General features: G+C 37.8%; 22 protein-coding genes. 16 read left to right on the top strand and 6 right to left on the bottom strand.

Annotated features, from left to right (window positions below; genetic code table 11):
• Positions 1-129 precede the first annotated feature (129 nt).
• On the bottom strand, positions 130-732 hold the full coding sequence (locus tag AC4G3L_RS04670) for a kinase (protein ID WP_491075804.1): 603 nt from the start codon (positions 730-732) through the stop codon (positions 130-132).
• Between the two features lie 434 nt (positions 733-1,166).
• Between AC4G3L_RS04670 and AC4G3L_RS04665 the strand changes: the two genes are divergently transcribed.
• Together AC4G3L_RS04665 and AC4G3L_RS04660 are read left to right on the top strand one after the other, a co-directional pair.
• Positions 1,167-3,203 carry a Na+/H+ antiporter gene (locus tag AC4G3L_RS04665; protein ID WP_491075803.1) on the top strand — a complete coding sequence of 679 codons (2,037 nt, stop codon included), beginning with the start codon at positions 1,167-1,169 and terminating at the stop codon, positions 3,201-3,203.
• Positions 3,204-3,361: 158 nt separating this feature from the next.
• Complete coding sequence (locus AC4G3L_RS04660; RefSeq protein ID WP_491075802.1) at positions 3,362-4,372, top strand: NAD-dependent epimerase/dehydratase family protein; 1,011 nt, start codon at positions 3,362-3,364, stop codon at positions 4,370-4,372.
• 112 nt (positions 4,373-4,484) lie between these two features.
• Here AC4G3L_RS04660 and AC4G3L_RS04655 read toward each other — a convergent pair whose 3' ends face one another.
• A complete protein-coding gene (locus AC4G3L_RS04655; protein ID WP_491075801.1) occupies positions 4,485-4,964 on the bottom strand; it encodes a GNAT family N-acetyltransferase in 480 nt (159 codons plus the stop codon).
• Positions 4,965-5,189: 225 nt separating this feature from the next.
• Positions 5,190-5,315 carry a DUF4023 domain-containing protein gene (locus AC4G3L_RS04650; protein WP_491075800.1) on the bottom strand — a complete coding sequence of 42 codons (126 nt, stop codon included), beginning with the start codon at positions 5,313-5,315 and terminating at the stop codon, positions 5,190-5,192.
• Positions 5,316-5,430: 115 nt separating this feature from the next.
• On the opposite strand from AC4G3L_RS04650, the gene AC4G3L_RS04645 reads away from it, so the two are divergent.
• Positions 5,431-6,108: an NAD(P)H-binding protein gene (locus tag AC4G3L_RS04645; RefSeq protein WP_491075799.1), complete on the top strand. Its 678-nt coding sequence runs from the start codon at positions 5,431-5,433 to the stop codon at positions 6,106-6,108.
• Positions 6,109-6,190: 82 nt separating this feature from the next.
• Complete coding sequence (locus tag AC4G3L_RS04640) at positions 6,191-6,793, top strand: DUF1836 domain-containing protein (protein ID WP_491075798.1); 603 nt, start codon at positions 6,191-6,193, stop codon at positions 6,791-6,793.
• Between the two features lie 50 nt (positions 6,794-6,843).
• Here the strand turns inward: AC4G3L_RS04640 and AC4G3L_RS04635 are convergent, their stop codons facing one another.
• Entirely contained in the window at positions 6,844-7,227 is a 384-nt protein-coding gene (locus AC4G3L_RS04635; protein ID WP_491075797.1) for a rhodanese-like domain-containing protein, read from the bottom strand.
• Positions 7,228-7,828: 601 nt separating this feature from the next.
• On the opposite strand from AC4G3L_RS04635, the gene AC4G3L_RS04630 reads away from it, so the two are divergent.
• The 9 genes from AC4G3L_RS04630 (at position 7,829) to AC4G3L_RS04590 (ending at position 19,348) form a co-directional block, all read left to right on the top strand.
• Positions 7,829-10,384, top strand: coding sequence for a vitamin B12-dependent ribonucleotide reductase (locus tag AC4G3L_RS04630; RefSeq protein ID WP_491075796.1), 2,556 nt, complete (start codon positions 7,829-7,831; stop codon positions 10,382-10,384).
• A gap of 98 nt (positions 10,385-10,482) precedes the next feature.
• Positions 10,483-11,511, top strand: coding sequence for a spore photoproduct lyase (gene splB / locus AC4G3L_RS04625; RefSeq protein ID WP_491075795.1), 1,029 nt, complete (start codon positions 10,483-10,485; stop codon positions 11,509-11,511).
• A gap of 69 nt (positions 11,512-11,580) precedes the next feature.
• A complete protein-coding gene (locus AC4G3L_RS04620; RefSeq protein ID WP_491075794.1) occupies positions 11,581-12,477 on the top strand; it encodes a patatin-like phospholipase family protein in 897 nt (298 codons plus the stop codon).
• Positions 12,478-12,912: 435 nt separating this feature from the next.
• Complete coding sequence (locus tag AC4G3L_RS04615; RefSeq protein WP_491075793.1) at positions 12,913-14,496, top strand: ABC transporter substrate-binding protein; 1,584 nt, start codon at positions 12,913-12,915, stop codon at positions 14,494-14,496.
• A 91-nt stretch (positions 14,497-14,587) separates the two neighbouring features.
• The gene (locus AC4G3L_RS04610) at positions 14,588-15,475 is read left to right on the top strand and encodes an ABC transporter permease (protein ID WP_491075792.1); all 888 of its coding nucleotides are present in this window, start codon (positions 14,588-14,590) and stop codon (positions 15,473-15,475) included.
• Positions 15,459-16,949, top strand: coding sequence for an ATP-binding cassette domain-containing protein (locus AC4G3L_RS04605; RefSeq protein WP_491075791.1), 1,491 nt, complete (start codon positions 15,459-15,461; stop codon positions 16,947-16,949). The genes AC4G3L_RS04610 and AC4G3L_RS04605 overlap by 17 nt, the downstream gene beginning before the upstream one ends.
• Positions 16,950-17,684 carry an ABC transporter ATP-binding protein gene (locus AC4G3L_RS04600; RefSeq protein WP_491075790.1) on the top strand — a complete coding sequence of 245 codons (735 nt, stop codon included), beginning with the start codon at positions 16,950-16,952 and terminating at the stop codon, positions 17,682-17,684.
• A 432-nt stretch (positions 17,685-18,116) separates the two neighbouring features.
• Complete coding sequence (locus AC4G3L_RS04595; RefSeq protein WP_491075789.1) at positions 18,117-18,737, top strand: phosphate starvation-inducible protein PhoH; 621 nt, start codon at positions 18,117-18,119, stop codon at positions 18,735-18,737.
• Positions 18,734-19,348, top strand: coding sequence for a hypothetical protein (locus AC4G3L_RS04590; RefSeq protein ID WP_491075788.1), 615 nt, complete (start codon positions 18,734-18,736; stop codon positions 19,346-19,348). The genes AC4G3L_RS04595 and AC4G3L_RS04590 overlap by 4 nt, the downstream gene beginning before the upstream one ends.
• Positions 19,349-19,473: 125 nt before the next feature.
• Here the strand turns inward: AC4G3L_RS04590 and AC4G3L_RS04585 are convergent, their stop codons facing one another.
• Together AC4G3L_RS04585 and AC4G3L_RS04580 are read right to left on the bottom strand one after the other, a co-directional pair.
• Complete coding sequence (locus AC4G3L_RS04585; protein ID WP_491075787.1) at positions 19,474-19,866, bottom strand: SA1362 family protein; 393 nt, start codon at positions 19,864-19,866, stop codon at positions 19,474-19,476.
• Between the two features lie 87 nt (positions 19,867-19,953).
• A complete protein-coding gene (locus tag AC4G3L_RS04580) occupies positions 19,954-20,901 on the bottom strand; it encodes a DUF1385 domain-containing protein (protein WP_491075786.1) in 948 nt (315 codons plus the stop codon).
• Between the two features lie 133 nt (positions 20,902-21,034).
• Between AC4G3L_RS04580 and AC4G3L_RS04575 the strand changes: the two genes are divergently transcribed.
• The 3 genes from AC4G3L_RS04575 (at position 21,035) to AC4G3L_RS04565 (ending at position 23,134) form a co-directional block, all read left to right on the top strand.
• Positions 21,035-21,547, top strand: coding sequence for a YqhR family membrane protein (locus AC4G3L_RS04575; protein ID WP_491075785.1), 513 nt, complete (start codon positions 21,035-21,037; stop codon positions 21,545-21,547).
• 69 nt (positions 21,548-21,616) lie between these two features.
• Positions 21,617-22,069, top strand: coding sequence for a type II 3-dehydroquinate dehydratase (aroQ, locus tag AC4G3L_RS04570; RefSeq protein WP_491075784.1), 453 nt, complete (start codon positions 21,617-21,619; stop codon positions 22,067-22,069).
• 3 nt (positions 22,070-22,072) lie between these two features.
• On the top strand, positions 22,073-23,134 hold the full coding sequence (locus tag AC4G3L_RS04565) for a M24 family metallopeptidase (protein WP_491075783.1): 1,062 nt from the start codon (positions 22,073-22,075) through the stop codon (positions 23,132-23,134).
• The last annotated feature ends 5 nt before the right edge of the window (positions 23,135-23,139 follow it).

Below are 23,139 nucleotides of genomic sequence, written 5' to 3'. Positions count from 1 at the left end.
GATAATGTAATCGTTTGAAATCCTTCTATATTAAAAGAACTATAAAATCACTTATACAGGTGCATATAGATCTGCCCTTCCGAAGCTTTCGGAAGGGCTTCTTACATTCATTAACTAACACTTTCTGGGTTATTCTTTGCTATCTATAACTAAATCCGCATAGGCCAAGGGGTTAACTGTCTTCATATAATACTCTTCGGCTTTCCAGTATCGATTTTGGAATTTATCGATATTCTTCTGTGTCGTCACGGTTTCACGGCTGAATCTCTTTTCTCTCGAACAATCGAGGTAAATCAGGTAATCATAGAATGTTCTCCATTCTTTTCTTTGGAGGAATACTCCTTCAATGAAAATCAGGCAAGTAGGAGGGATTTTGGTCAACTGCCATTTTTTTGTGTCTGTGACAGCATCATAAGTAGGAAGGATTAACTCGTCAAACTCCTTAATCTTTGCAAAAAAATGGTCCCTTAACCATTTTGCATCCCATTGTAAATAGTAATATTCATACCACTCTTCATGACCTGTGTTATAACGTTCTTCTTTTTCTGCAATAAAATCATCTATATGAAAAAGACAAAATGAAACACTCGTTTTTTGTAAGTACTGTTCAACTTGTTTCATAAAAGTAGTTTTCCCAGAACGACTTAACCCGTCAATCCCAAGAATATATATTTGACCCTGTTTTAGTTCAGGTATTTGGTTAAATAGACTCTGTAAAAGATCTCTTACCATAATTTCACATCCTGTGAATCATTCTTTAGATTTTCCAATTCATTAAGTTATATAGGTATTCTTTAAGAGATGATTAAACTCCTTTTATCCTCCAATTTAAAATGGAGATTGATACGAAGGCTTGCCTTTGTCAGAGATGCATAAATTCTTGGGATAATTCAAAGTTATAAAGCGGTGAGGGAATTATATTGACTGAGTTAAGGAAGCGTGGATTCAATATGGAAGCAAATCGATTAGAGTGCAGTAATAAAAATGATTCACCTTCATATGTTTTATTAAGCAGTACTCATACAGTTACCTTTCATAAATTTGACTAAACACGATTGGAGTCATCAGAAAAGTTTTCTACTTGGCCAATAGGGTATGGTAATATGTAGCGTCTGTTTGTGGCAGACTATAAAAATTATTATTTCTACGGTGTTAGAGGGAGAAAAATGGATTTACTTTTATCAATATTATTACTTTTAGTCATGCTTTTAATATCCAATATTATTAGTCACTATATTCCTTCCATCCCCACCGCTTTAACTCAGATATCTATGGGGATTTTATTTGCCTTATTTGTAAAGGATTTATCATTTGAATTAAAAACAGAATGGTTTTTACTTTTATTCATAGCCCCTCTTTTGTACAATGATGGCCGCCGATTTCCAAGAGAGGATTTATGGAAAATGCGCTGGCCTATATTAGCAAATGCATTTATCCTTGTATTTTTAACGACTATCATTGGCGGTTATTTTATTCACTGGTTAATTCCCAGTATTCCATTGGCAGCTGCATTTGCTTTGGCAGCTATCCTTTCTCCAACGGATCCAGTAGCTGTTAATGGAATTGCAGAGAGAATTTATTTACCAACCATTATTTTACGCCTCGTTCGGGGAGAATCTTTAATTAATGATGCGTCTGGATTAATTGCTTTTAATTATGCGGTAGCTGCGGTTGTAACAGGCTATTTTTCACTCAGGGAGGCAACAGCAGATTTTATTTATGTGGTCATTGTTGGCGCTATTGCTGGGATTATACTTGGATTATTAGCCATCCTTATTCGGTACGCGCTAAGAAGACAAGGAATCCAGGATGTCACATTTTATTCTTTGCTTCAGTTTGTAACACCATTTATTGTTTATATAGTTTCAGAAGAAGTCCTGCACGCTTCAGGTGTGATTGCAGTAGTAGCTGCAGGTATTATTCATTCCAGTTTAAGTGAGAGGACAGGGATGAAAAGTGCTGAGGAACAGGTAGTTACCGAAAATATGTGGTCCATTATCTTATTTGTACTTAATGGTGTGGTTTTCTTATTATTGGGTTTAAGTTTACCATCCTCCATGAGGGCAACGGTAGAAAATCCTTTAATCAGCAATTGGCTAGTCCTTGGTTATGTACTGGCAATAGGATTGTTCATCATGGTCATCAGAATTGTATGGTCATATTGCTTTTTAAGTATAGGTTATTACATAACTAAGCGAAAAGATCAAGCTAAGCCCAGTTGGAAAGTAGCTCTTCTAACTGGTTTAACCGGCGTACGCGGTGCCATTACGATGGCAGGGGTTTTGTCTATGCCATACTTTGTAGCATCGGGAGACTTATTTCCTGAGCGTTCTTTGATGGTATTTATAGCAGGAGGGGTTATCTTATTTACCCTGTTGGCAGCAACTTTTGTACTGCCGCTGATTAGTAAAAAATCAATTGAGCCAGAAAATGATGAGGAAAAAGAATTTTTAGATGCACAAATGAAATTGAAAATATTGCGGACTGCGATAAAGCGTATTGAAGAAGAAATGGAGCCGGAGAATCAATCGGCTGGGTATGAATTAATTGGTGAATATAAAAAAATGATTGAACAAATTCGGTATGAAAATAAAGACCTCGAATTTATTAAAGAATCGCAAAAACAGAGGATTGAAGCTCGTTTGGTTGGTTTAAGAGCTGAGAGACGATACATTCAAGAGGCTGCGCTAGATGGACCTGGCAGTGTAGAGATCGTAAAAAGACTAGAAAAATCTTTGGATATAAGAGAAAATTTGCTCACTGAGAATTTACTGTCTAAAATAACAACTCTATTTGGCCAATTATTCAGGAAGTATAAACAATATAAGCGCAGATTATCGAAGGATAGCGAAAAGGCTACTATACTGTTAAATGATATGCGTGATATACAAATTGAGGCAACGAAAGCGGCGATTCAGAAACTGGAAATATATGCGGAGGAAACAAATAATCCTCATGTTTCATCTATCATTTATGAGTACCACAGAATAATTGAAAAATTAAAGCAACCGGTTGTTGCTCGGTTTAATAATGTAATGAGGGATCAACAAAAAGAGGAACTGCGTTTTAAAGCAATCGAAGCAGAAAGAGCTGACATCCAGCGTATGTATGAAGAGGGACAAATTAATCGGGAGCTGGCTCAGGATTTACGCCGTTTTGTAAATTATGTAGAGAGTGTTATGCTTCAGGAAATCGAGGAATAAGCTTGCAGGTGTCCTACCTGTGAGCTTTTTTGTTTACCTGTGTAGGCATAAGGGAAAATAATATTGTATATATTTCACATAAAATACAACTTCAGGTAAATTGTTCGCTCTCTGGGAATGATATGATTTAAGAGAGTGAAACGGAGGAGATAAGCAGTATGAAAGTATTTATGATTGGCGGCACAGGTTTATTGGGAGCAGAAGGAGCAAGGGAGTTAATTGAACGAGGGCATGAAGTGACAACTTTGTCATTACCTCCTATTCCCGCAGGAAGTAATCTGCCTGAAAAAATGGATATAACATTAGGGAATTATTTAACGTTAACGGACGAAGAAATTCGTGACCATTTAATAGGTTGTGAAGGATTTGTATTTGCAGCAGGAGTGGACGAACGAGTAGAGGCTCCATCCCCAATCTATTCTTTTTTTGAAAAATATAATATTACGCCATTAGAACGACTGTTGAGAATAGCAAAGGAATGTGGTGTTAAACATTCTGTTATATTAGGATCCTATTTCGCTTATTTTAATAGGGAATTGCCTGATTATGAACTAACAAAGCATCATCCATATATTAGAAGCCGTGTAGATCAGGCCAATATGGCTCTCTCCTTCGCCGATGATAATATGAGTGTGGCAGTATTGGAAGTACCTTATGTCTTTGGAAGCCAGCAGGGACGTAAACCGGTTTGGGTATTCCTCGTTGAACAAATCCGAAACATGAAAGAAGTAACCATATATCCTGAAGGCGGAACAACTATGGTAACAGCAAAGCAAATCGGGGAGTGTATAGCAGGTGCCCTATTAAATAGGAAGACCGGTAATTACCCGGTTGGCTATTATAATATGGAATGGAAAGAAATGCTGACTATCTTTCATAAATACATGGGGGATCCGGACAAAAAAATCATGACAATTACTGCCTCCGATTATATTGAAGCGATGCAGAAGAAAGCAGAAAATCAAAAGAGTGCTGGAATAGAGCTGGGTTTGGATACGGCTGAATTTGCTAAAATCTTTACTAAGGATCTCTTCATTGATAAAAAGACAATTGTTGATCATTTTGATGTACAGCCGGATGATATTGACAAAGCCATCGGTGAGTCGGTTCAATTGAGTCTGGATATCCTGGAAGGAAAAACACATGCAGTTGATATGAAGGCGGAATAGAGTGAGCTTTTGCTACTTTAGAGAAAAAAGAGACAGGTGAATAGAGGGGGGGCGATATTAATTTTCTCCCTCTTTTTTTGTAATTATATTAATTAATCATTGTTCTAGGTGTTTATAGTAATTTTTTTATATACCAAGAATCCATTGCACTATGATCGGAGCCATCTAGCGGTTTTTCAAGCTGCCGGAAACCTAATTTGGTGTAAAGGAGATTAGCAGTCTTAAGTTTCTTTACTGTTTCTAAGTAACAGTATGTATAATTTTCCTTAGCGAATATAAGTGCTTTTTCCATCAGTTTTTTTGAGAGACCCAAACCTTGAGCTTCGGGTTTAATATAGAGTTTTTGCAACTCGCAAATATCCGAATTTAGCCCAAAGGGTGCAATACCGACACCGCCTACTACCTCATCTTGTTCATTTACCACTACCCAATACTTTGCATTGGATTGTTGCTTGTAAAATTGGGCTAGATTTCCCAGTTGGGGATCAAAATAGGCTGTTCCTGGGATATTTAATTCAAAGGATTCCAATGAGCGCTTGATTATTTGTTCCATTGTTCTATTGTCTGTTTCTTTAATTTCACGAATTTGCATATTGAATCCCCCAATTTCCAATCATATATGTATTAGGTTCAAATCATTACCGCTAAAATGATCCTATTATAAACATTCTACTAATCAAATACTTATACTCTGATTCTAGTAAATTCTTATGACAGTTGTAAATTAAAAAAATCTCTGACTAAATAAAACGGGATAGAAATAACGACGCTCTAGTAAAAGCCATGAGAAAACAACTCATGGCTTCGGTTCATGGACTTAATGCTGTTTATTTGGAAGCTTCTTGCTTGGACGTCCATAACCTTGCTTAGCTTGATTCTTTTTTGCTTTTTGTTGTTTTTCATGCAGATGTTCTACATATTCATGGGTTGTTTCTTCTTTCATATATATCCTCCTCTTTTATAGTTCTATCGTTATTTTCTCAACCTTAATGGAATTCATGCATGCCAAAATAGATTATACTAGTGGAAATGGAAATAAGGTTATGGAGGAATATAAATTGGCTGATAAAGTAGGTTTAGTAATCGGAGCAACTGGATTAGTAGGGAAGGAGCTAGTTACTACGCTTTTAAATTCTCCTGAATATACAAAGGTGATCGTGTGGGTAAGGACAAGTATGGGAATCCAACATTCAAAGCTAACGGAGAGTTTTCCAGACTTTGAACAGTTAGATCATGAGCCTATACCAGACGGAGTTGATTGTATCTTTTGTTGCTTGGGAACAACCATAAAGAAAGCGAAGACAAAAGAGGCATTTAGGAAAGTTGATTATATATACCCGTTAAAGCTTGCGGAGAATGCGAAACAGCATCAGGTTCGTCAATTCCTGATTGTTTCTGCCATGGGAGCAGATGATTCATCCCATATACTTTACAGCAAAACAAAAGGACAATTGGAGACTGCACTAAAACAGCTTCACTTAAACAGTCTAACCATTTTTAGGCCATCCCTTTTATTGGGAAAAAGACAGGAATTTAGGCTGGGGGAGGAAATGGCGGCCTTCGCAAGCAAAGCATTTCCGCTTTTATTTAAAGGGCCTCTCAAGAAATATAAGCCTATAAAAGGAAAAACAGTAGCAGAAGCAATGTATATGTACGCGATTCAGGAAAAAGAAGGGATAACTATCGTTGATTCCCATGAAATGGAAGATATTGTAAAGGGCTCCCATAAGTTTTAAAATGGCTAAAAACTCACTTTCCTTACAGATTTTGATTAGGTGAGGTATAATAGAATAACTATTAGTAAACAGAGGTTACAAAATGAAAAATAATGAAGAACTTATCAATCAACTGGGATTGCAAGATAAAATCACATTAGAGGACATACCAAACATTGATTTATATATGGATCAAGTGATTCAATTATTTGAGAGTAAATTCAAAATGTCTAAGCGAAATGATGATGAGAAAGTTTTAACGAAAACGATGATAAATAATTATGCTAAGGGTAAAGTGTTTTTCCCTATTAAAAATAAAAAATATTCCAAGCGGCATTTAATAGTAATCAGCTTAATTTATCAATTGAAAGGGACTTTGTCTATAAGTGACATCAAAACGGTTCTTGGACCTCTGAACACTAAGATTGTAGAAGAAGACTTACAGCTTGATGAGTTGTATTCCAGCTTTCTGCGATTGACTGATCACAATGCTTATAAATTTAAAGAAGACATACTGAAGAGTATTGCTGAGGCAAAAGAAGAAGGTGTCCATTTAGGCGGCAATCTGGTTGAGTCCGACGCTGATGTTGAGTATTTTGAAAAATTTCTAATGATTGCTTCGCTTTCTCATATGAGCCAGCTGTACAAAAAGGCAGCAGAGAATTTGGTGGATGAATTTATTGAAGGTAATAAAAAGAAGTCATAAATACCCCGAGTAATAAAGAGCCAATGCACACCTGCATTGGCTCTTAGGTTTTATTTGGTTTTAATTTTACCCTTCCATTGTTTAAAGCCGCCATCGAGTTGATAAAGTTCACGGTAGCCCTTTTTATACAGCATCTGAGCAGCTCGTGTGCTTCTCATGCCACTTTGGCAATACAAATAGACCGGCTTGTCTTTACGAAGTTCCTTCATTCGCATTTTCAATTGTGTAGAAGGTATATTGCGGGCTCCCAGAATGTGTCCGCCTTCAAATTCTTTTTGCTCACGAACATCTATTAACTGTGCTTTTCGATAGCCAGCTTTAAATTCCTCTTGGGACAATGTCGTAACCATTTTTTTACTGGAGAACCAACTGTATACAGAATATCCGATGATTAATACAGCCAGAACAATTAAAACGATTAATGATGTTGGCAAAAAAATCCCCACTTTCTCTTTCAATTCACTTTTCTATTATACAGTTCGTATATTTTTCTGGCAAAATTTTTTTCTGGTAAAAGATAACGGAAAAGTAAATGATCATTTTATTTTGTATCATGGAAGACATCTGAAACGCTCTTGGGCTGAGAGCAGGTCAGGGGTAGTGGAATGACGTTACATTGTCATGCTTCCTTTAGCTAGGGAGAGATTGTCCATTTACAAAGGGGACTTAAATATTTTAATGTCCTCTTTGGATAAAAAAATCTTAATGTCGAAAATATAAAAACGCTGTTATATGAGGCGTAATTAACCTTTATAATATGCAAGCTGAGATTTTGTTTAATTATGTTCAAAAATAGGTAAAAAGAAGATTTTATCGTATGTTTTCTTTGATTTTTATAAGATCTTATTGATTGACATTTTAAAAATAAAATGCTCAAACACCATATGTGGTATGTTTTATAAAATTAGAAACACTATATGTTGAATTAAAATGTTGCCTATGATAACGTAGAGATATTCATTCAAGAACTTAACAAGAACGTAATAAGAACGCTAGAAATACTAGATTAAATTATTGGTTGAAGGAGAGATCGAATTGTCAATAGTTACAAATCGCAAGTTGTCTATAAATGTCGAAAGATTAAATAAAGATATAGCCCAATTTCCACAAGTTTTTCCAATTACTCCAGACATGAATAAGACGTATAAGGGTGTTTCAAGGCTTGTGATGATAGATCGTTATTCCTTCAAAGACACTGAAAAGATTACACTTACTGATGGAGATTTTGTTGTACTAACGATTAAAGAAGACCCTAAATTTCCTGCACGTGGACTTGGATACATCCAACATATTGATTGGGAAGCGAAGAAAGCTCACGTTCTGATCGAAGAAGAATTTCGCTCCTCTTTAGATAAGCATGATGAAATTAAAACCGGCTTAATTTGTAAATCTCTGGACGTAATAGAGAAGCCGCTTGAAATTTATTATGAGCAAATTGCTAAACGTAATGCACGCGGGTTGGCGCAAGTTGAGAAAACAGAAGAAAAACGCAAGGAATGGTTTGACAAATTCTATAATGAACTGGTTCAAACAAATTTCATTCCGGCAGGCCGGGTTCTTTATGGTGCTGGCTCTGAAACAGAAGTAACCTACTTTAACTGCTATGTTATGCCATTTATTAATGATAGCCGAGAAGGGATTTCTGAGCATCGTAAACAAGTGATGGAAATCATGAGTCGCGGAGGCGGTGTTGGAACAAATGGATCTACTCTGCGTCCTAGAAATACGCTGGCACGCGGTGTAAATGGCAAATCCTCCGGTGCAGTTTCGTGGCTGGATGATATCGCGAAATTAACTCACTTGGTAGAACAAGGCGGATCCCGTCGTGGAGCTCAAATGATTATGCTGTCTGATTGGCATCCGGACATCGTTGAATTTATTATTTCGAAAATGCAAAATCCAAAAATTTTGCGTTTCTTAATGCAGGTCAGCGAGGATGAAGAAATCCGTAAGCATGCATCTGATAAATTGAAGTTTACACCATTAACGAAGCAAGAAGAAGCCATGTACCAAGGCATTTTAAATTATAAAACCATCCAGGGATACGGTGGTTTCAATGAGGCAATAATCAAGGAAGCAGAAGAAAAACTTGCAGCTGGCGGAATAGACAACGTTCATAATCCCGACTTTTTAACAGGTGCGAATATTTCAGTGTGTTTAACAAAAGAATTTATGGAAGCCGTTGAAAATGATACGGAATATGAACTTCGTTTCCCGGATGTTGAATCTTATAATAAAGAAGCAATGAAAGACTATAACGAAAAATGGGCAGATTGCGGCGATGTGCGCGAATGGGAAAGACTCGGGTATGCTGTTCGTGTATATCGTAAAATTAAAGCGCGTGAGTTATGGAATTTAATCAATATATGTGCGACTTATTCTGCTGAGCCGGGCATTTTCTTTATCGATAATGCAAATGATATGACAAATGCCAAAGCATACGGACAAAAAGTGGTTGCAACCAACCCATGTGGAGAACAGCCGTTAGCACCATATTCTGTATGTAACTTAGCTGCTGTTAATCTGGCTGAAATGACAGATAAAAATCGCAAACAAGTGGATATGGAGAAACTGAAACAAACGGTTAAAGTCGGCGTGCGCATGCAGGATAATGTAATTAATGCGACTCCATACTTCCTTGAAGACAATAAAAAGCAGGCATTGGGAGAAAGACGTGTAGGTCTTGGCGTAATGGGTCTTCATGATATGCTTATTTATTGTGAAAAAGAATATGGATCTGAAGAAGGAAATAAGCTGGTAGATTCTGTATTTGAAGCAATAGCGACAGCTGCATATGAGGAATCCATTGAGATTGCGAAAGAAAAGGGCAGCTTCCCATTCTTAATTGGCAGCTCTGAAGAAGAAACAAAAGAATTACGCACTCGATTTATTCATACTGGTTATATGAAGAAAATGCCTGAACATATTCGTGATGGTATTATGAAATATGGTATCCGCAACTCACACTTATTAACCGTTGCTCCTACTGGAAGTACCGGTACAATGGTTGGCGTTTCTACAGGACTGGAGCCATACTTCTCATTCACTTATTTCAGAAGCGGACGTCTTGGTAAATTTATCGAAGTGAAAGCAGATATCGTAGAAGAATATCTACATCGCAATCCTGATGCAGACAGCGAGAATCTACCGTCATGGTTTATTTCTGCGATGGATTTAACACCTGAGAAACATGCTGATGTACAATGCATCATCCAACGCTGGATTGATAGTTCTATCAGTAAGACAGTAAATGCTCCTAAAGGATATACTGTTGAGCAGGTAGAAAGAGTCTATGAACGTCTCTATAAAGGTGGAGCCAAAGGCGGTACGGTATATGTCGATGGAAGCCGTGATACGCAAGTGTTAACATTGAAAGGTGCTGAATCTGATACGGATCATTCAGCACAGCCACATCATACGAAGCAGCATGTTGTACTTGTTGATACAATCGATGCCCTGGAATCAACAAGCGTAACAATTGGAAGTGAAGTAGGAAATACATGTCCGGTTTGCCGTCAAGGGAAAGTGGAGGAGCTCGGTGGATGCAACACTTGTACAAGCTGTGGAGCTCAGCTTAAATGCGGTTTATAATATAACTTTATAGAAAATTATAGGAAAAAGGATGGCAATGATTGACGCCATCCTTTTTTGTGTTTCTGTACATACTATCTTTAAAGTAGGTGAAAAAAATGAAACCATTTATTCCTCAATTAGTTTATTTTGAACCAAAAGCCCTGGAGTATCCTTTGGGAAAGGCACTATATGAAAAATTTCAGAGCCTGCCTGTTGAGATTAGGCAAACGACTTCCCATAATCAGATTCGAGATCTACCGGGTGATAATGAGTTGCAAAAATATCGAGTCGCCAAATCTACTATGGTGGTTGGAATACGAAAAACATTAAAGTTTGATACGTCAAAGCCATCTGCTGAGTATGCAATTCCCCTTGCTACAGGATGTATGGGGCACTGTCATTACTGTTATTTACAAACGACTCTCGGCAGTAAGCCTTATATTAGAGTCTATGTGAATCTTGAAGAAATATTTGACCAGGCGAGTAAATATATGGAACAAAGAGCGCCTGAAATCACCCGGTTTGAAGCAGCATGTACATCGGATATTGTAGGGATTGACCATCTCACACATTCCTTAAAAGAAACAATTAATTTCATTGGCAGTACAGAATACGGAAGACTACGTTTTGTGACGAAATTTCATCATGTCGACCATTTACTTGATGCTAGGCATAATGGAAAAACAAGTTTTCGGTTTTCCATCAACTCGCGTTATGTGATAAAGAATTTTGAACCTGGAACTTCCTCGTTTGATGAGCGTCTGGAGGCTGCGCGAAAAGTCGCAGCTGCCGGGTACCAGCTGGGGTTTATTGTGGCTCCGATTTATATGCATGAAGGCTGGGAAGATGGATATTACGAATTATTTGAACGATTAAAGCATTCATTGGGTGCAGAGTTGTCAATGATGAATATCAGTTTTGAACTCATCCAACATCGCTTTACGAAACCGGCAAAAAAAGTCATACAGGCTAGATATCCTAAGACTAAGCTTGAAATGGATGAAACAAAGCGGAAATATAAGTGGGGGAAATATGGCATAGGAAAGTATGTATATCCTGATGATGAAGCAAATGCTTTAAAAACCCACATCCAAAATTCAATCCATGAATTTTTCCCAAATGCAGAAATTCAGTACTTTACCTGATGTGTTCTAAAATCCTCTCCCTCTGCTTAGTAATGTGTAAAGACGATAAATCCAGAGGGAGGGGTTTATTTGTTTATAGATGGAGTGTTTTCTGGGGGAGGTATTAAGGGGTTTGCGCTAATAGGTGCAGTGATGGAATTGGAAGAACGGGGATACAAGTTTAAAAGGATGGCGGGAACAAGCGCAGGAGCCATCATTGCAGGATTTATTGCCGCAGGGTATTCTGGACGGGAAGTATACGAACTTATGCAAACAGTTAAATTAACGAAGTTGTTGGAATCAAAGAAAAGAATCCGATTTCCGCTTGCCAGATGGCTTAAATTATATTGGAGTATGGGGATCTATAAAGGAGATGCACTCGAATTGTGGATTGAGGAAGTGTTAGCGAAAAAGAACATCAGGACATTCGCAGATCTTCCAGATAAGCAATTGAGAATAATTGCCTCCGACCTTACAAATGCAAGCTTGATGGTCTTGCCGGATGATTTGATTAAATACAATATAGACCCCCTACAGTTTTCAGTGGCAAGAGCAATCCGTATGAGCTGCTCTGTTCCTTTTTTCTTTCAACCGATTATATTACGTACGGTTGGACAGAAAAAAATTGTAGTAGATGGAGGCGTTTTAAGTAATTTTCCGATGTGGTTGTTCGATCGGGAAAATGTCATTCCGGAAAGGCCTGTATTAGGATTAAGGATTGTTCCTGAAAACCAGCAAACATTAGTTCAGGAACGCAAGATTGATAATGCGATTGAACTTTTTACATCCTTATTTGAAACGATGAGAAATGCGCATGATTCCAGATATATATCAAGAAAATTTGTCAGTAATATTTTGTTTATTCCAGTAAAGGAGACTGGATTTTTAGAATTTTCCATGTCGGATGAACGCAGAATCAGATTAATCGAACAAGGGAGTGAAGCAGCAATTCAGTTCTTAAAGGGCTGGGTTTATCGAATTAAATGATATTAATAAAATTATTTACAGCACATGCGAAATGGCAGGGTGCTTTTTTTTTTGCTTTGTTCTTCGCTTCCCGCGGGCAGGTGGTCCGGGAGCCTCCTCGGCATTTACGCCTGTGAGTCTGCCATGGTCTCATTTTTCTAAGCAAGGAGTCTCAGACAATCACAATTATCAACCAGCTTATAGATCAACAATTAACAAAGCCTTTTCTTAAAAGTGTGATAGGTAAACAATATAGTAATGCATTGATAGTTTATAAGATTACCCCTCTCATTTGTTAAACTTTACCATTTTTTAGGGAGAAATAGGGCGGTTTGTTTAGTAGGACGTTTTTCGCATTTTTAATAATAGTATAATTTTTCACAATAATGATATTGATAATCATTATCAACTAATATATGATAATAATCAACTAATAGTTGAAAGGAAGTTGCATGAATGAATAGGATTTCATTTTTACTGGCATCAGTAATCATCCTGCTTGCTGGATGTTCTAGTGGTAACATTTCATCAAATGAAAATGCAGATTCAAAGGCGGAAGATAATAATAAAGTCGTAAAGATTGCGTGGGGAGATAGCGGGTTTCCTTCTCCGTTTACGTTTACTTCAAATGGGCCTGGAGGTTATTTGCGTAGTAGCTTTACTTTTGACTCTCTTACATGGAAAAATGAGGCAGGAGTGATTCCTTGGTTGGCTTCTTCATGGGAAGTATCTGAGGACAAGCTAACCTATACTTTCAATTTGGAAAAAAATGTGCATTTTCACGATGGTGAAACATTAACCGCGGATGATGTTGTTTTTTCATATAACTACTTTAAAAAGCACGCTTTCCAATGGAACGCTGATATGTCAAAAGTAGCTTCGCTAAGGAAAATCTCAGACTATAAAGTTGCGATTACATTAACAGAGGAATATTCTCCGTTTATCACTGAAATCGCTGGTATTCTGCCAATTATTCCGGAACACATCTGGAAGGAAATCGACAATCCGCTCGAATATACGGAAAAAGATGCATTAATTGGGACAGGTCCATATATTCTCGACAATTATAATAATTCCACTGGCAATTATCGTTACTTGGCTTATGAGGATTATTTTAAAGGTGATGTGACAGTTGAAGAAGTTCAATACCTAAATGTAGAGAATAATATGCTTTCTCTGCAAAAGGGTGAAATATCCGGTGGCATGACCTATAACTATACAGAAGTGAAGCAGATGGAAGATCAAGGGTATAAGGCACTTCAAAGTAATCCGACAGGAAGTGCTGTACGTATTGTGTTTAATTTAGAGGATGAACAATTACGCGATAAAAGACTCCGTCAAGCTCTTGCCTATGCACTGAATCGTGGGGAGATAGCTGAAAAAGTATTGGGGAATTCTAATACCTTGATTGGCAGTGGAGGGGTGATTCCTCCGGATTCCGAATGGTTTAATGAAGAGGTAAAACAATATGGCTATGATGTGGATCAAGCAAATGAGATGTTAGATTCTCTTGGCTACGAAAAAAATAAAAAAGGAATACGGGAAGATTTAGGTTTAAGAGTTTTAGTTTCCTCTACTTCACAGGAAGCGGAATTAATGAAATCGATGCTCGCGGATGTTGGGGTTAGTTTGGAAATCAAAACGGTGGACACAGCTACCTTTACAACTGCTTTAAGTGAGGGCAAATATGATATGGCTCTTACAGGTCATATTGGATTAAGCGGAGACCCTGACTTCCTCCGTTTATGGTTCTCAGGTCAGGCAAGTAATGCTTATGCCGGCAATGCAGTATTTAATCATAAAGAATTTAGCAATCTTGCCACCTTGCAATTATCTCAAAATGGAAAAGTACGCAAAGAAACCATTGATTCTATACAGGATATTTTATCCGAAGAGTTGCCAACATTAGTCCTTTACCATCGCCCATTCTATTTTGTATATGATGCCAAAGTATTTGATGGCTGGTTTAACACCTACGGAGGTATCGCAGATGGCATTCCATTGACAGATAACAAGGCAGCGTTTATTGACTATGAGTAAAGTTTTTAAGCTGTACGGTTCAATTCTGCTTATCTTGATCCTATTAAATTTTTGTCTCCCCAGACTTATGCCAGGGGGACCTCTCGAATATTTGGAGGGGCAGGAAAGTGGAGCGACCTTAACAGAGCAGCAAAAAAATTCCATGATTGACTATTATGGGCTAAATGACTCAATGGCTGAACAGTTTCTTGATTATTTAATCGGCCTTGTTCAGCTTGATTTTGGGTTTTCTTATACATATAAATTACCTGTTACAGATATCATAATGGGCCACATCTCGTATACGCTGTGGATTGTTGGGATTTCTTCTATTCTATCAATCGTGATCGGAATTGTTCTAGGATTGTTATCCGGGTGGGTGAATCATCGGAAAGGTGATAAAACATTAATGTCGACAATGCTGGCTATTGGTGCTTTACCTGAATTTTTATTCGGAATGCTATTGCTGATCGTATTTGCTGTAATGCTTAATATTCTTCCAATGAGCGGAGCCCATACGCCATTTATGGACGGTGAATCGGGGTGGGCAAAGGTTAAAGATACTGCAAAGCATGCCATTTTACCGATAGTTACACTTACCACTGTGAACCTGACAAGAATCTACTTGCTTGTTCGAAATGAAACGATTCAGGTAGCTTCCTCGCCTTTTATAGAATTTGCCAAGATGAAAGGCGTAAGGGAATTTCGTTTAATTTACCGACATACCTTTAAAAATGTTTTAATACCTATTTTTACACTGATCATGATAAGAATTGGCTTCACCTTTACAGGTGCAATCTTTGTAGAAACATTATTCTCTTATCCGGGAATTGGGCAATTATTAAAAGAGTCTATTCTTTCCCGTGATTATCCATTGATGCATGGACTGTTTTTATTATTTTCGGTTATGATTTTGAACTGCAATGCACTGGCCGATTCTTTATACCCGAGGTTAGATCCGCGAGTTAAAGGGGGCGAGTATATTGAAAAAGCTTTATAAGCTCCCTTTATTATGTATAGTTTTTGTGGGTTTGCTTGCATTCTTGGGTCCAATATTATCACCTTATTCCGCAATGGATTATAGCGGTGGTTTGTTTGAAACTCCATCATCTCAGCACTTGCTGGGAACAAATCGATTGGGACAGGATATATTCAGCCAATTATTATACGGCACGCGAACGAGTGTCTTAATCGGGCTCTGTATAGCTTTGTGCTCAACAGTTTTGAGTGTATTACTGGGCCTGGCAGCGGGTTATTTGCCGAGATTCGATAAGTTTATTAATGGATTGGCCAATATTTTATTAGTCCTTCCCAACCTGCTCTTAATTTTATTGGTTGTTGCGTTTACAGGAGCCGGCGTTGTTCAGCTTGTTGTCATTTTAAGTCTGTTATCGTGGCCGGGATATATGAGAATTATTCGATCCTCTGTTTTAGCGTTAAAAGAAAGAGAGTTTGTAAAGGCTTCCGCCCTATTTGGAGGCAGTTCTTTTTATGTATTGAAATCTCATATTCTACCGCAATTACGGCCTATTATAAAAACAAAATTTGTAATGACCTTTCAATCTGCTGTTTTGACAGAAGCAGGTTTAGCGTTCTTGGGTTTAGGTGATCCAAATGTAATATCGTGGGGAAGCATGTTGAATTCAGCTTTCTCCCAGACATCTATTTTTCTAACCGGTCAATGGATTTGGATTGTTTTACCGCCAGTGGTTATGCTGCTCATCACAACGATTTCACTAGCCTTTTTATTGGAGAAGAAGCAGGAAAAGCCACAAAAGGCGAAAAAACAACTAATACCCTTAGCTACTGTTGAGAAGTCTCAAGGTTTATGCTGTCATTTGGAATCTGTCTCATACGATGAGAAAACAATTGTTGAGAATATCGACTTTACCATTAAAAGAGGAGAGATTGTCAGTTTAATCGGTCCATCCGGCAGTGGAAAAACAACGATAGCCCGGGCCCTATATGGCTTATTGCCGGTGCAGAACTGGATAGGTGATGTTACGTATGACGGTGAGTCAGTTAGGAGTGAATCCTTTAAGAAAAAGCACTATTGGAAAACATGTTCATTTATCTACCAGGATGCCCGAGTGGCATTTAATCCCGTACTAAATTTGAGAGAACAGTTTTTAGAAACAGGTATAAGCCTTGAACAAGCTGAAAAAAGTGTAGAAGAAGTCGCTTTAAGTAAGGATATTCTGAATAAATATCCGCATGAATGTTCTGGAGGCATGTTAAGCCGGGCGCTAATCGCACTATCTTTGGTACATAAACCCGCGTTTGTGATAGCGGATGAATGTACAAGTGCATTGGATCCGATCTTGAAAAAAGAAATAGTGGAACTCCTTGAAAATAGAGTTCGATCACATGGTATCAGTCTCTTATTTATCACGCATGATTTGGATGTGGCCTATGCAATCTCAGACCGGATTTTTAGTTTAGCTGATAAAAAACTCATGAAGGAAGTGCAATAAATGTTAAGGGTTCATGATGTAAATAAAAGCTACCATAATCAAACAGTACTTAAGGAAATCAATTTTGAGATTTTGTGCAATGAGTTTGTTTGTTTAATTGGAGAATCAGGATCCGGCAAATCCACAACCGCCGAAATCATTATGGGGATTCAATCACCGACAAGTGGAATTATCGAAACAGAACCTTGTTGTACAATACAATATATTTATCAAAATCCTGAGCGTTCTTTTAATCCGTTTTGGACGATGGAAAAAAGTTTGATGGAACCGCTTGTACTTAAAAAAGAAAAGTTAGAATCTATTAAGAAGAAAATTAAAGAATTAATGGATATAGCAGATTTACCAATGGATTTATTGGGAAAAAAACCAAGCCAATGTTCCGGCGGGCAAAAACAACGATTGGCTATTATCAGAGCTTTATTAATGAATCCTAAACTATTAATAGCCGATGAAATCACTTCTGCTCTGGATCCGCAAACAGAAAAATTAATTATAAATCTTTTAAAGAAATTTCAGGTTGAATTTCATATGTCTGTTTTATACATTACTCACCGAATTCAGTCGATCAGTAATGTAGCGGATCGAATGATGGTACTTGAGGAAGGAACCATTGTCGAAAGCGGGCCTCCCTCTCAAATTCTTTACCATTGCACACATCCATATACAAAAAAATTGGTAGACGCATGCTTTTACTTTGAAAATAGATCACAGAAAAAGCGGAGACGACTGAATTAAGGAACAAAGACTAAATACGCCACGTCGTGTGGCAACGTCTTTGTGACCAACATCCTGTTGGCCTCCGACAAGCATAAGAGGAGGCACGTAGGGAGGCGTTCTATCCTCCTGCAGAGGCTATGCTTATGACTCGAGGGACTAGGAGTTGAAGCTAGATTAAACAAAAAGCTAAAGGGCCTTGGTCAGCCGCGACAAGCATAAGAGGAGATGCGTAGAGAGTGTGTTTTTCTCTCTCGCAGCATCTACATTTATGACTCGAGCGGTTAGGCCCTGAAGCTAGATTAACTAAAAAGCTAAAGGGCCTTGTTCAGCCGCGACAAGCATAAGAGGAGGTGCGTAGGGAGAGCACTTTTTCTCTCCCGCAGCAGCTCCCTTATGACTCGAGCGGTTAGGTCCTGAAGCTAGATTACAAAACACAAGGAGGAGAAAACAATGGAACTTAATATACTGGAACTGTGTCCTAATCATGCGTTTAATTATAAAACAGACTTATCTTCCGGCTCACATACTAAGATAGAAGAGTACGAGTTGGCTACTATTAAATTAGACTCATACGATGTCTTGGTTGTTACGGATTTTGCAGATCAGGAATATCTGTATTCACATAAAGAAAAAATTGAACAATTTCTAAATAAAGGAAAGATTGTTGTCTTTTGTGGGCACTTATTTAGAGCGTGGCTGCCGGGGTGTATGCCAATGATGCCTAAAAAGATTCGCGGCTATCAGGATTACCTAGTAGAAGTACCTGAAAATTCATCCATCTTTAGAGGTGTGGAAGTAGAGGATATGGTTTATACGAAGGGAGTTGCAGGTTTCTTTGCAAGAGGTTATTACCTTCCACCAAAAAATGCAGAAGTTTGCCTAACATTTACAGATGGAAAGGTAATTACATATATTGATCGTGAAACAACGAAAGGGACAGTTATTGTCCATGCTGGACGAAATCTATTTGGGTATGAAAATCGAAAAAATACATCAAACCGAATCACTCCTCAATTCATCGAGGTTCTTAAAAAGGAAGCAGACCGTACAAAAGGAGTTCAGGTATCATGAGAAAAATAGCAGTGATTTACGGCGGACATGCCCCACATTATAGAACATTTCATGAACCAAAATATGCACAGTTTATAGATTCTCTTATTTATCAGCTTGAATTGAAAGATTTCGATTTAACAGGGTTCGATGTGTTGATAATCCCTTCTCAATTAAATGGCCAAATACTGCTTGATAATAAAGATAAATTTTATAAATTTGCCAATCAAGGTGGTATTATTGTGGCTATGGGTCCACAACCATGGGAATGGCTTCCTAATCAAAAGTGGGAAGAACGCCCAACCAATTTCTGGTGGTGGCTTGAGGAAAATGCAAGCAGTGGCTTAGTTGCTAAAAATGATCAACATGAATTTTTCAATTATATTTCGTTGGAGGATTCAACATGGCATCAACATGGAGTATTTTGGCCACCTGAGCATGCAACCACTCTTATTGCAACAGAAGATGGTGGTTCCGTGCTGTACATTGATGAAGAATCAACGAAAGGTACCTGGATTATCACAACACTAGATCCAGACTATCATTATGGGTCCTATTTTATGCCGGCAACCGAACGATTTTTAGATGGTCTTTTTCCATGGTTATACTGTGGAGATTTTAAAAGAGCGTAATATCCTTTTGGGATGATTTGTGAGCTGGGTCGTCTTATTATGGTAAATTCGAGCTATGCAAGAGTTGAATCTTCATAATGTGGGACGTCTTTTGCGGATATAGCAAAAATAAAAAACCGTGCTCTTTAAAAAAGGGCGCGGTTTTTTTTTCTTGCTTTCTTTCCTTCTATGACAGTCAGTTTGACGTCTGACTTTTTCTTAGGTCTGTTAATCCTTTGTTCTTTAGAAATAACAGTTAATCCATGTGAATTATTTCTGCTTCTTTTTGTTTTCATTATTTGATATTTACGTTTCTTCTTAGTTGTTTTTCGGGCCGCCTTGCTGTATGCCTGATACTCTTTACCCGAGTTACCTTTCCTGAATCGTGTAAAAATAAAATACATTAAACCAACAACGACGACTCCAACGAGCACATTTTTAATCAGTTGGAACGGATCATTTCTTAAGGTGGATATAAGTCCCAAAGCTGCGAAACCAAGAAGGATATAAACAAAAATCATCGAATTCTTACGATTCACAGAAAGCACCTCCTTTAAGAGTATCATTGGCATATTTAGGAAAAGATAAACAGTCGGCAAGGAATTTATTTTTTCTTTTAATATTCTTTACACTATTTTTTCTTCCATTAAACCTTGTTTATAGCTATTTTCTGTTTCGAGCATTTTGTTAAAGGAAACGATTGCTACCTCAATTTGTTCATCATTGGGTTCTTTGGTTGTTAATAATTGCAGCCACAGACCCGGATATCCTAAAAACCGTAAAACAGGAAGATCACGAACTTTATTCGTTAACTGCAAAACTTCAAACGATAGACCCAGTACGACTGGAATTAAAGCAATTCGGTTTAAAATACGGATATAAAGTACATCTGAAGGAACAAACATATATATACATACACCAACAATCACGGTGAACAATATAAAGCTGCTTCCGCATCGATAATGCAGTCTCGAGGCGTTACGAACATTTTCCACCGTTAACTCTTTATTGCTTTCAAATGCATTGATAACTTTATGTTCAGCTCCATGATATTGAAAAACTCTCTTTACGAGCGGTGTCAACGATACAATATAGATATATAGGAGCAATAATATGAGTTTAAAAAACCCCTCCAATAATACTTGTACTGTTTCTCCAGGGGCAATGCCTTTAAAGATAACAGCCAAAAAGATGGGTACCACAGTAAAAAGTAATTTACTCAGTATAAAGGATAAAATTCCCACGCCTGCTACACCCAGAATCATACCCAGTTTGGATGTTTCTTCTTCTTGAATTTTATGATCATCCGCAGGGTCAACATCATATCGATCTGTTGAAAATGATAAGTGTTTGGAGCCGATAGCACTGGATTCCAATAAGGCCACAATCCCACGCAGAAACGGGATTTTTTTTAATTTGATCAGCAGGGGATGGCTGGTTTTTGGTAGTGCATAGGATTCAAATGAACCATCTTTTCGTTTAATAGTAGTTACGGTGCAATGTTTGCCGCCAAACATAACACCTTCCACTACAGCCTGTCCGCCGTAGATTGGCTTATTATCCAATTTTTTCATCACTCCATAATAGTTAAGTTATATATACTATCTATTCTACAGAATTTTTCTCATTTTCACTAGTGATTGTTTCCATTTTTCTTATGAACTTTGCCTATTTCGCACATACTAGCAGTTGTGAGGTGATTGGAAAATGGAAACAGCGAAAGAAAAGCTGAAAAAGCCGATGGGCTATTATGCTGTGGTTAATTCTGTTGGATTTTTTGGAGGACTGCTTTGGGGAGGGATATTTCAAATCTGTAACTATTTTCATTTTACAGAAATAGGTCCAACATTCCTGCTTCGTACATGGGTGAAAGCAGATTTTGTGAAAGGATGGATGGGAGTGGCGCTCTCAATAGTATGCCTGTGCATTATTTCTATCATTTTTGCCTATATCTACTCTTATATCTTTCGTAAACTAACATCTTATTGGGTGGGTATCGGCTATGGGGTTGTAATTTGGGGAATAGCTTTCCTGGTTTTAAGACCTTTATTTCCAGGAATGAAAACGGTGTGGGAATTATCCAAAGATACAATTGTGACGACATTATGTATTTTTATTTTATATGGACTATTTGTGGGATACTCCATCAGTTATGAATACCATGAAAGGGAATTGGAAGCGAAGGAAGGAAAGAAAGAAAAAGTCGAACCTGTTCAGTAATTCTATAGAGGTATTTTTCACTCTTGTGTTAAAATTGTTAATATCACTTTAAAACACGGGAGCCTGGTTATGGATAAAAAAATTTATTTAATCAACGGACCAAATTTAAATTATCTTGGCAAGCGAGAGCCCGATATTTATGGAAGTACGACTCTTGCAGATCTTGAAGAGTGGTTAACGAATCATTCAGTAAAACTCGGCGCTCAATTGGTGTGTTTTCAATCTAATTACGAAGGGGCAATTATTGATACGCTATATGAAGCGGATGCACACTCGGCTGCGGGGATTATTTTAAATCCGGGAGCATACACCCATTATAGTTATGCAATAAGAGATGCAATTGCCTCTATTTCAGTTCCAGTAATCGAAGTACATATTTCAAATGTCCATGCCAGAGAACCTTTTCGTCATCAATCAGTTACCGCTCCTGTAACAAAGGGTCAAATTGTAGGCCTGGGGCTGAATGGCTATGAATTGGCGCTGCGTGCTTTATTGACTACTAAAGAAAAGGGAGAGGTCTAATCAATGGAAAAAATTCAGAGATTACGTGAAAGATTAAATCAGGAAAATATTGATGCCATCATCATTACAAACCCATATAACCGCAGATATATCTCTAATTTCACTGGTACTGCAGGGGTAGTTATTATCTCCCAAAAGACAGCAAAATTTATTACTGATTTTAGATACGTGGAGCAAGCAGGCAAACAGGCAGTAGGATTTGAGATTATCAAACACAGCGGACCGATTCAAAATGAAGTGGCGTCCCAGTTAAAGGAAATAGGTGTCAAAAGAATCGGGTTTGAACAGGATGATCTTACTTTCTCTACCTATAAATCTTATGAATCAGTTGTAGAAGGTGAACTCATCCCTCTCTCCAATATTGTTGAAAAATTGCGCTTGATTAAGACACCGCAAGAGATTAAGATATTAAAGGAAGCAGCAGACATAGCAGATGCTGCATTTAAACACATTATTGAGTATATTCGTCCAGGTTTAACTGAAATAGAAGTATCAAATGAATTGGAGTTCTTTATGCGCAAGGCAGGGGCAACTTCCTCCTCATTTGATATCATTGTCGCTTCTGGTGCCCGTTCTGCTTTGCCGCACGGTGTTGCCACAGAAAAAGTAATAGAAAATGGCGATTTTGTCACAATGGATTATGGTGCCCTTTATAATGGGTATATATCTGATATTACACGTACAGTAGCGGTCGGTGAACCTTCTAGTGAATTAAAGAAAATATATGACGTTACCCTGGAAGCTCAGTTATATGCAATGGAGCATATTAAACCGGGTATGACAGGTCGACAAGCTGATGCTCTTGCAAGAGATATCATAGCTGCCAAAGGATATGGCGAATATTTCGGTCATTCTCTTGGACATGGGATTGGACTTGAAGTGCACGAGGGTCCTGGACTTTCTGCTAAATCAGATGTTATTTTGGAACAAGGCATGACTGTCACTTGTGAACCTGGTATTTATTTACCTGGAGTTGGAGGAGTAAGAATCGAGGATGATCTCCTCATAACGGAGGATTCCAACGAAACCTTCACTCATTCAACAAAAGATTTACTTATTTTATAAGGCTG

It is taken from the genome of Bacillus sp. z33, assembly GCF_058313615.1.
The sequence above is the reverse complement of the archived record's forward strand: the minus strand, read 5'-3'. Positions and strand labels throughout refer to the sequence as shown.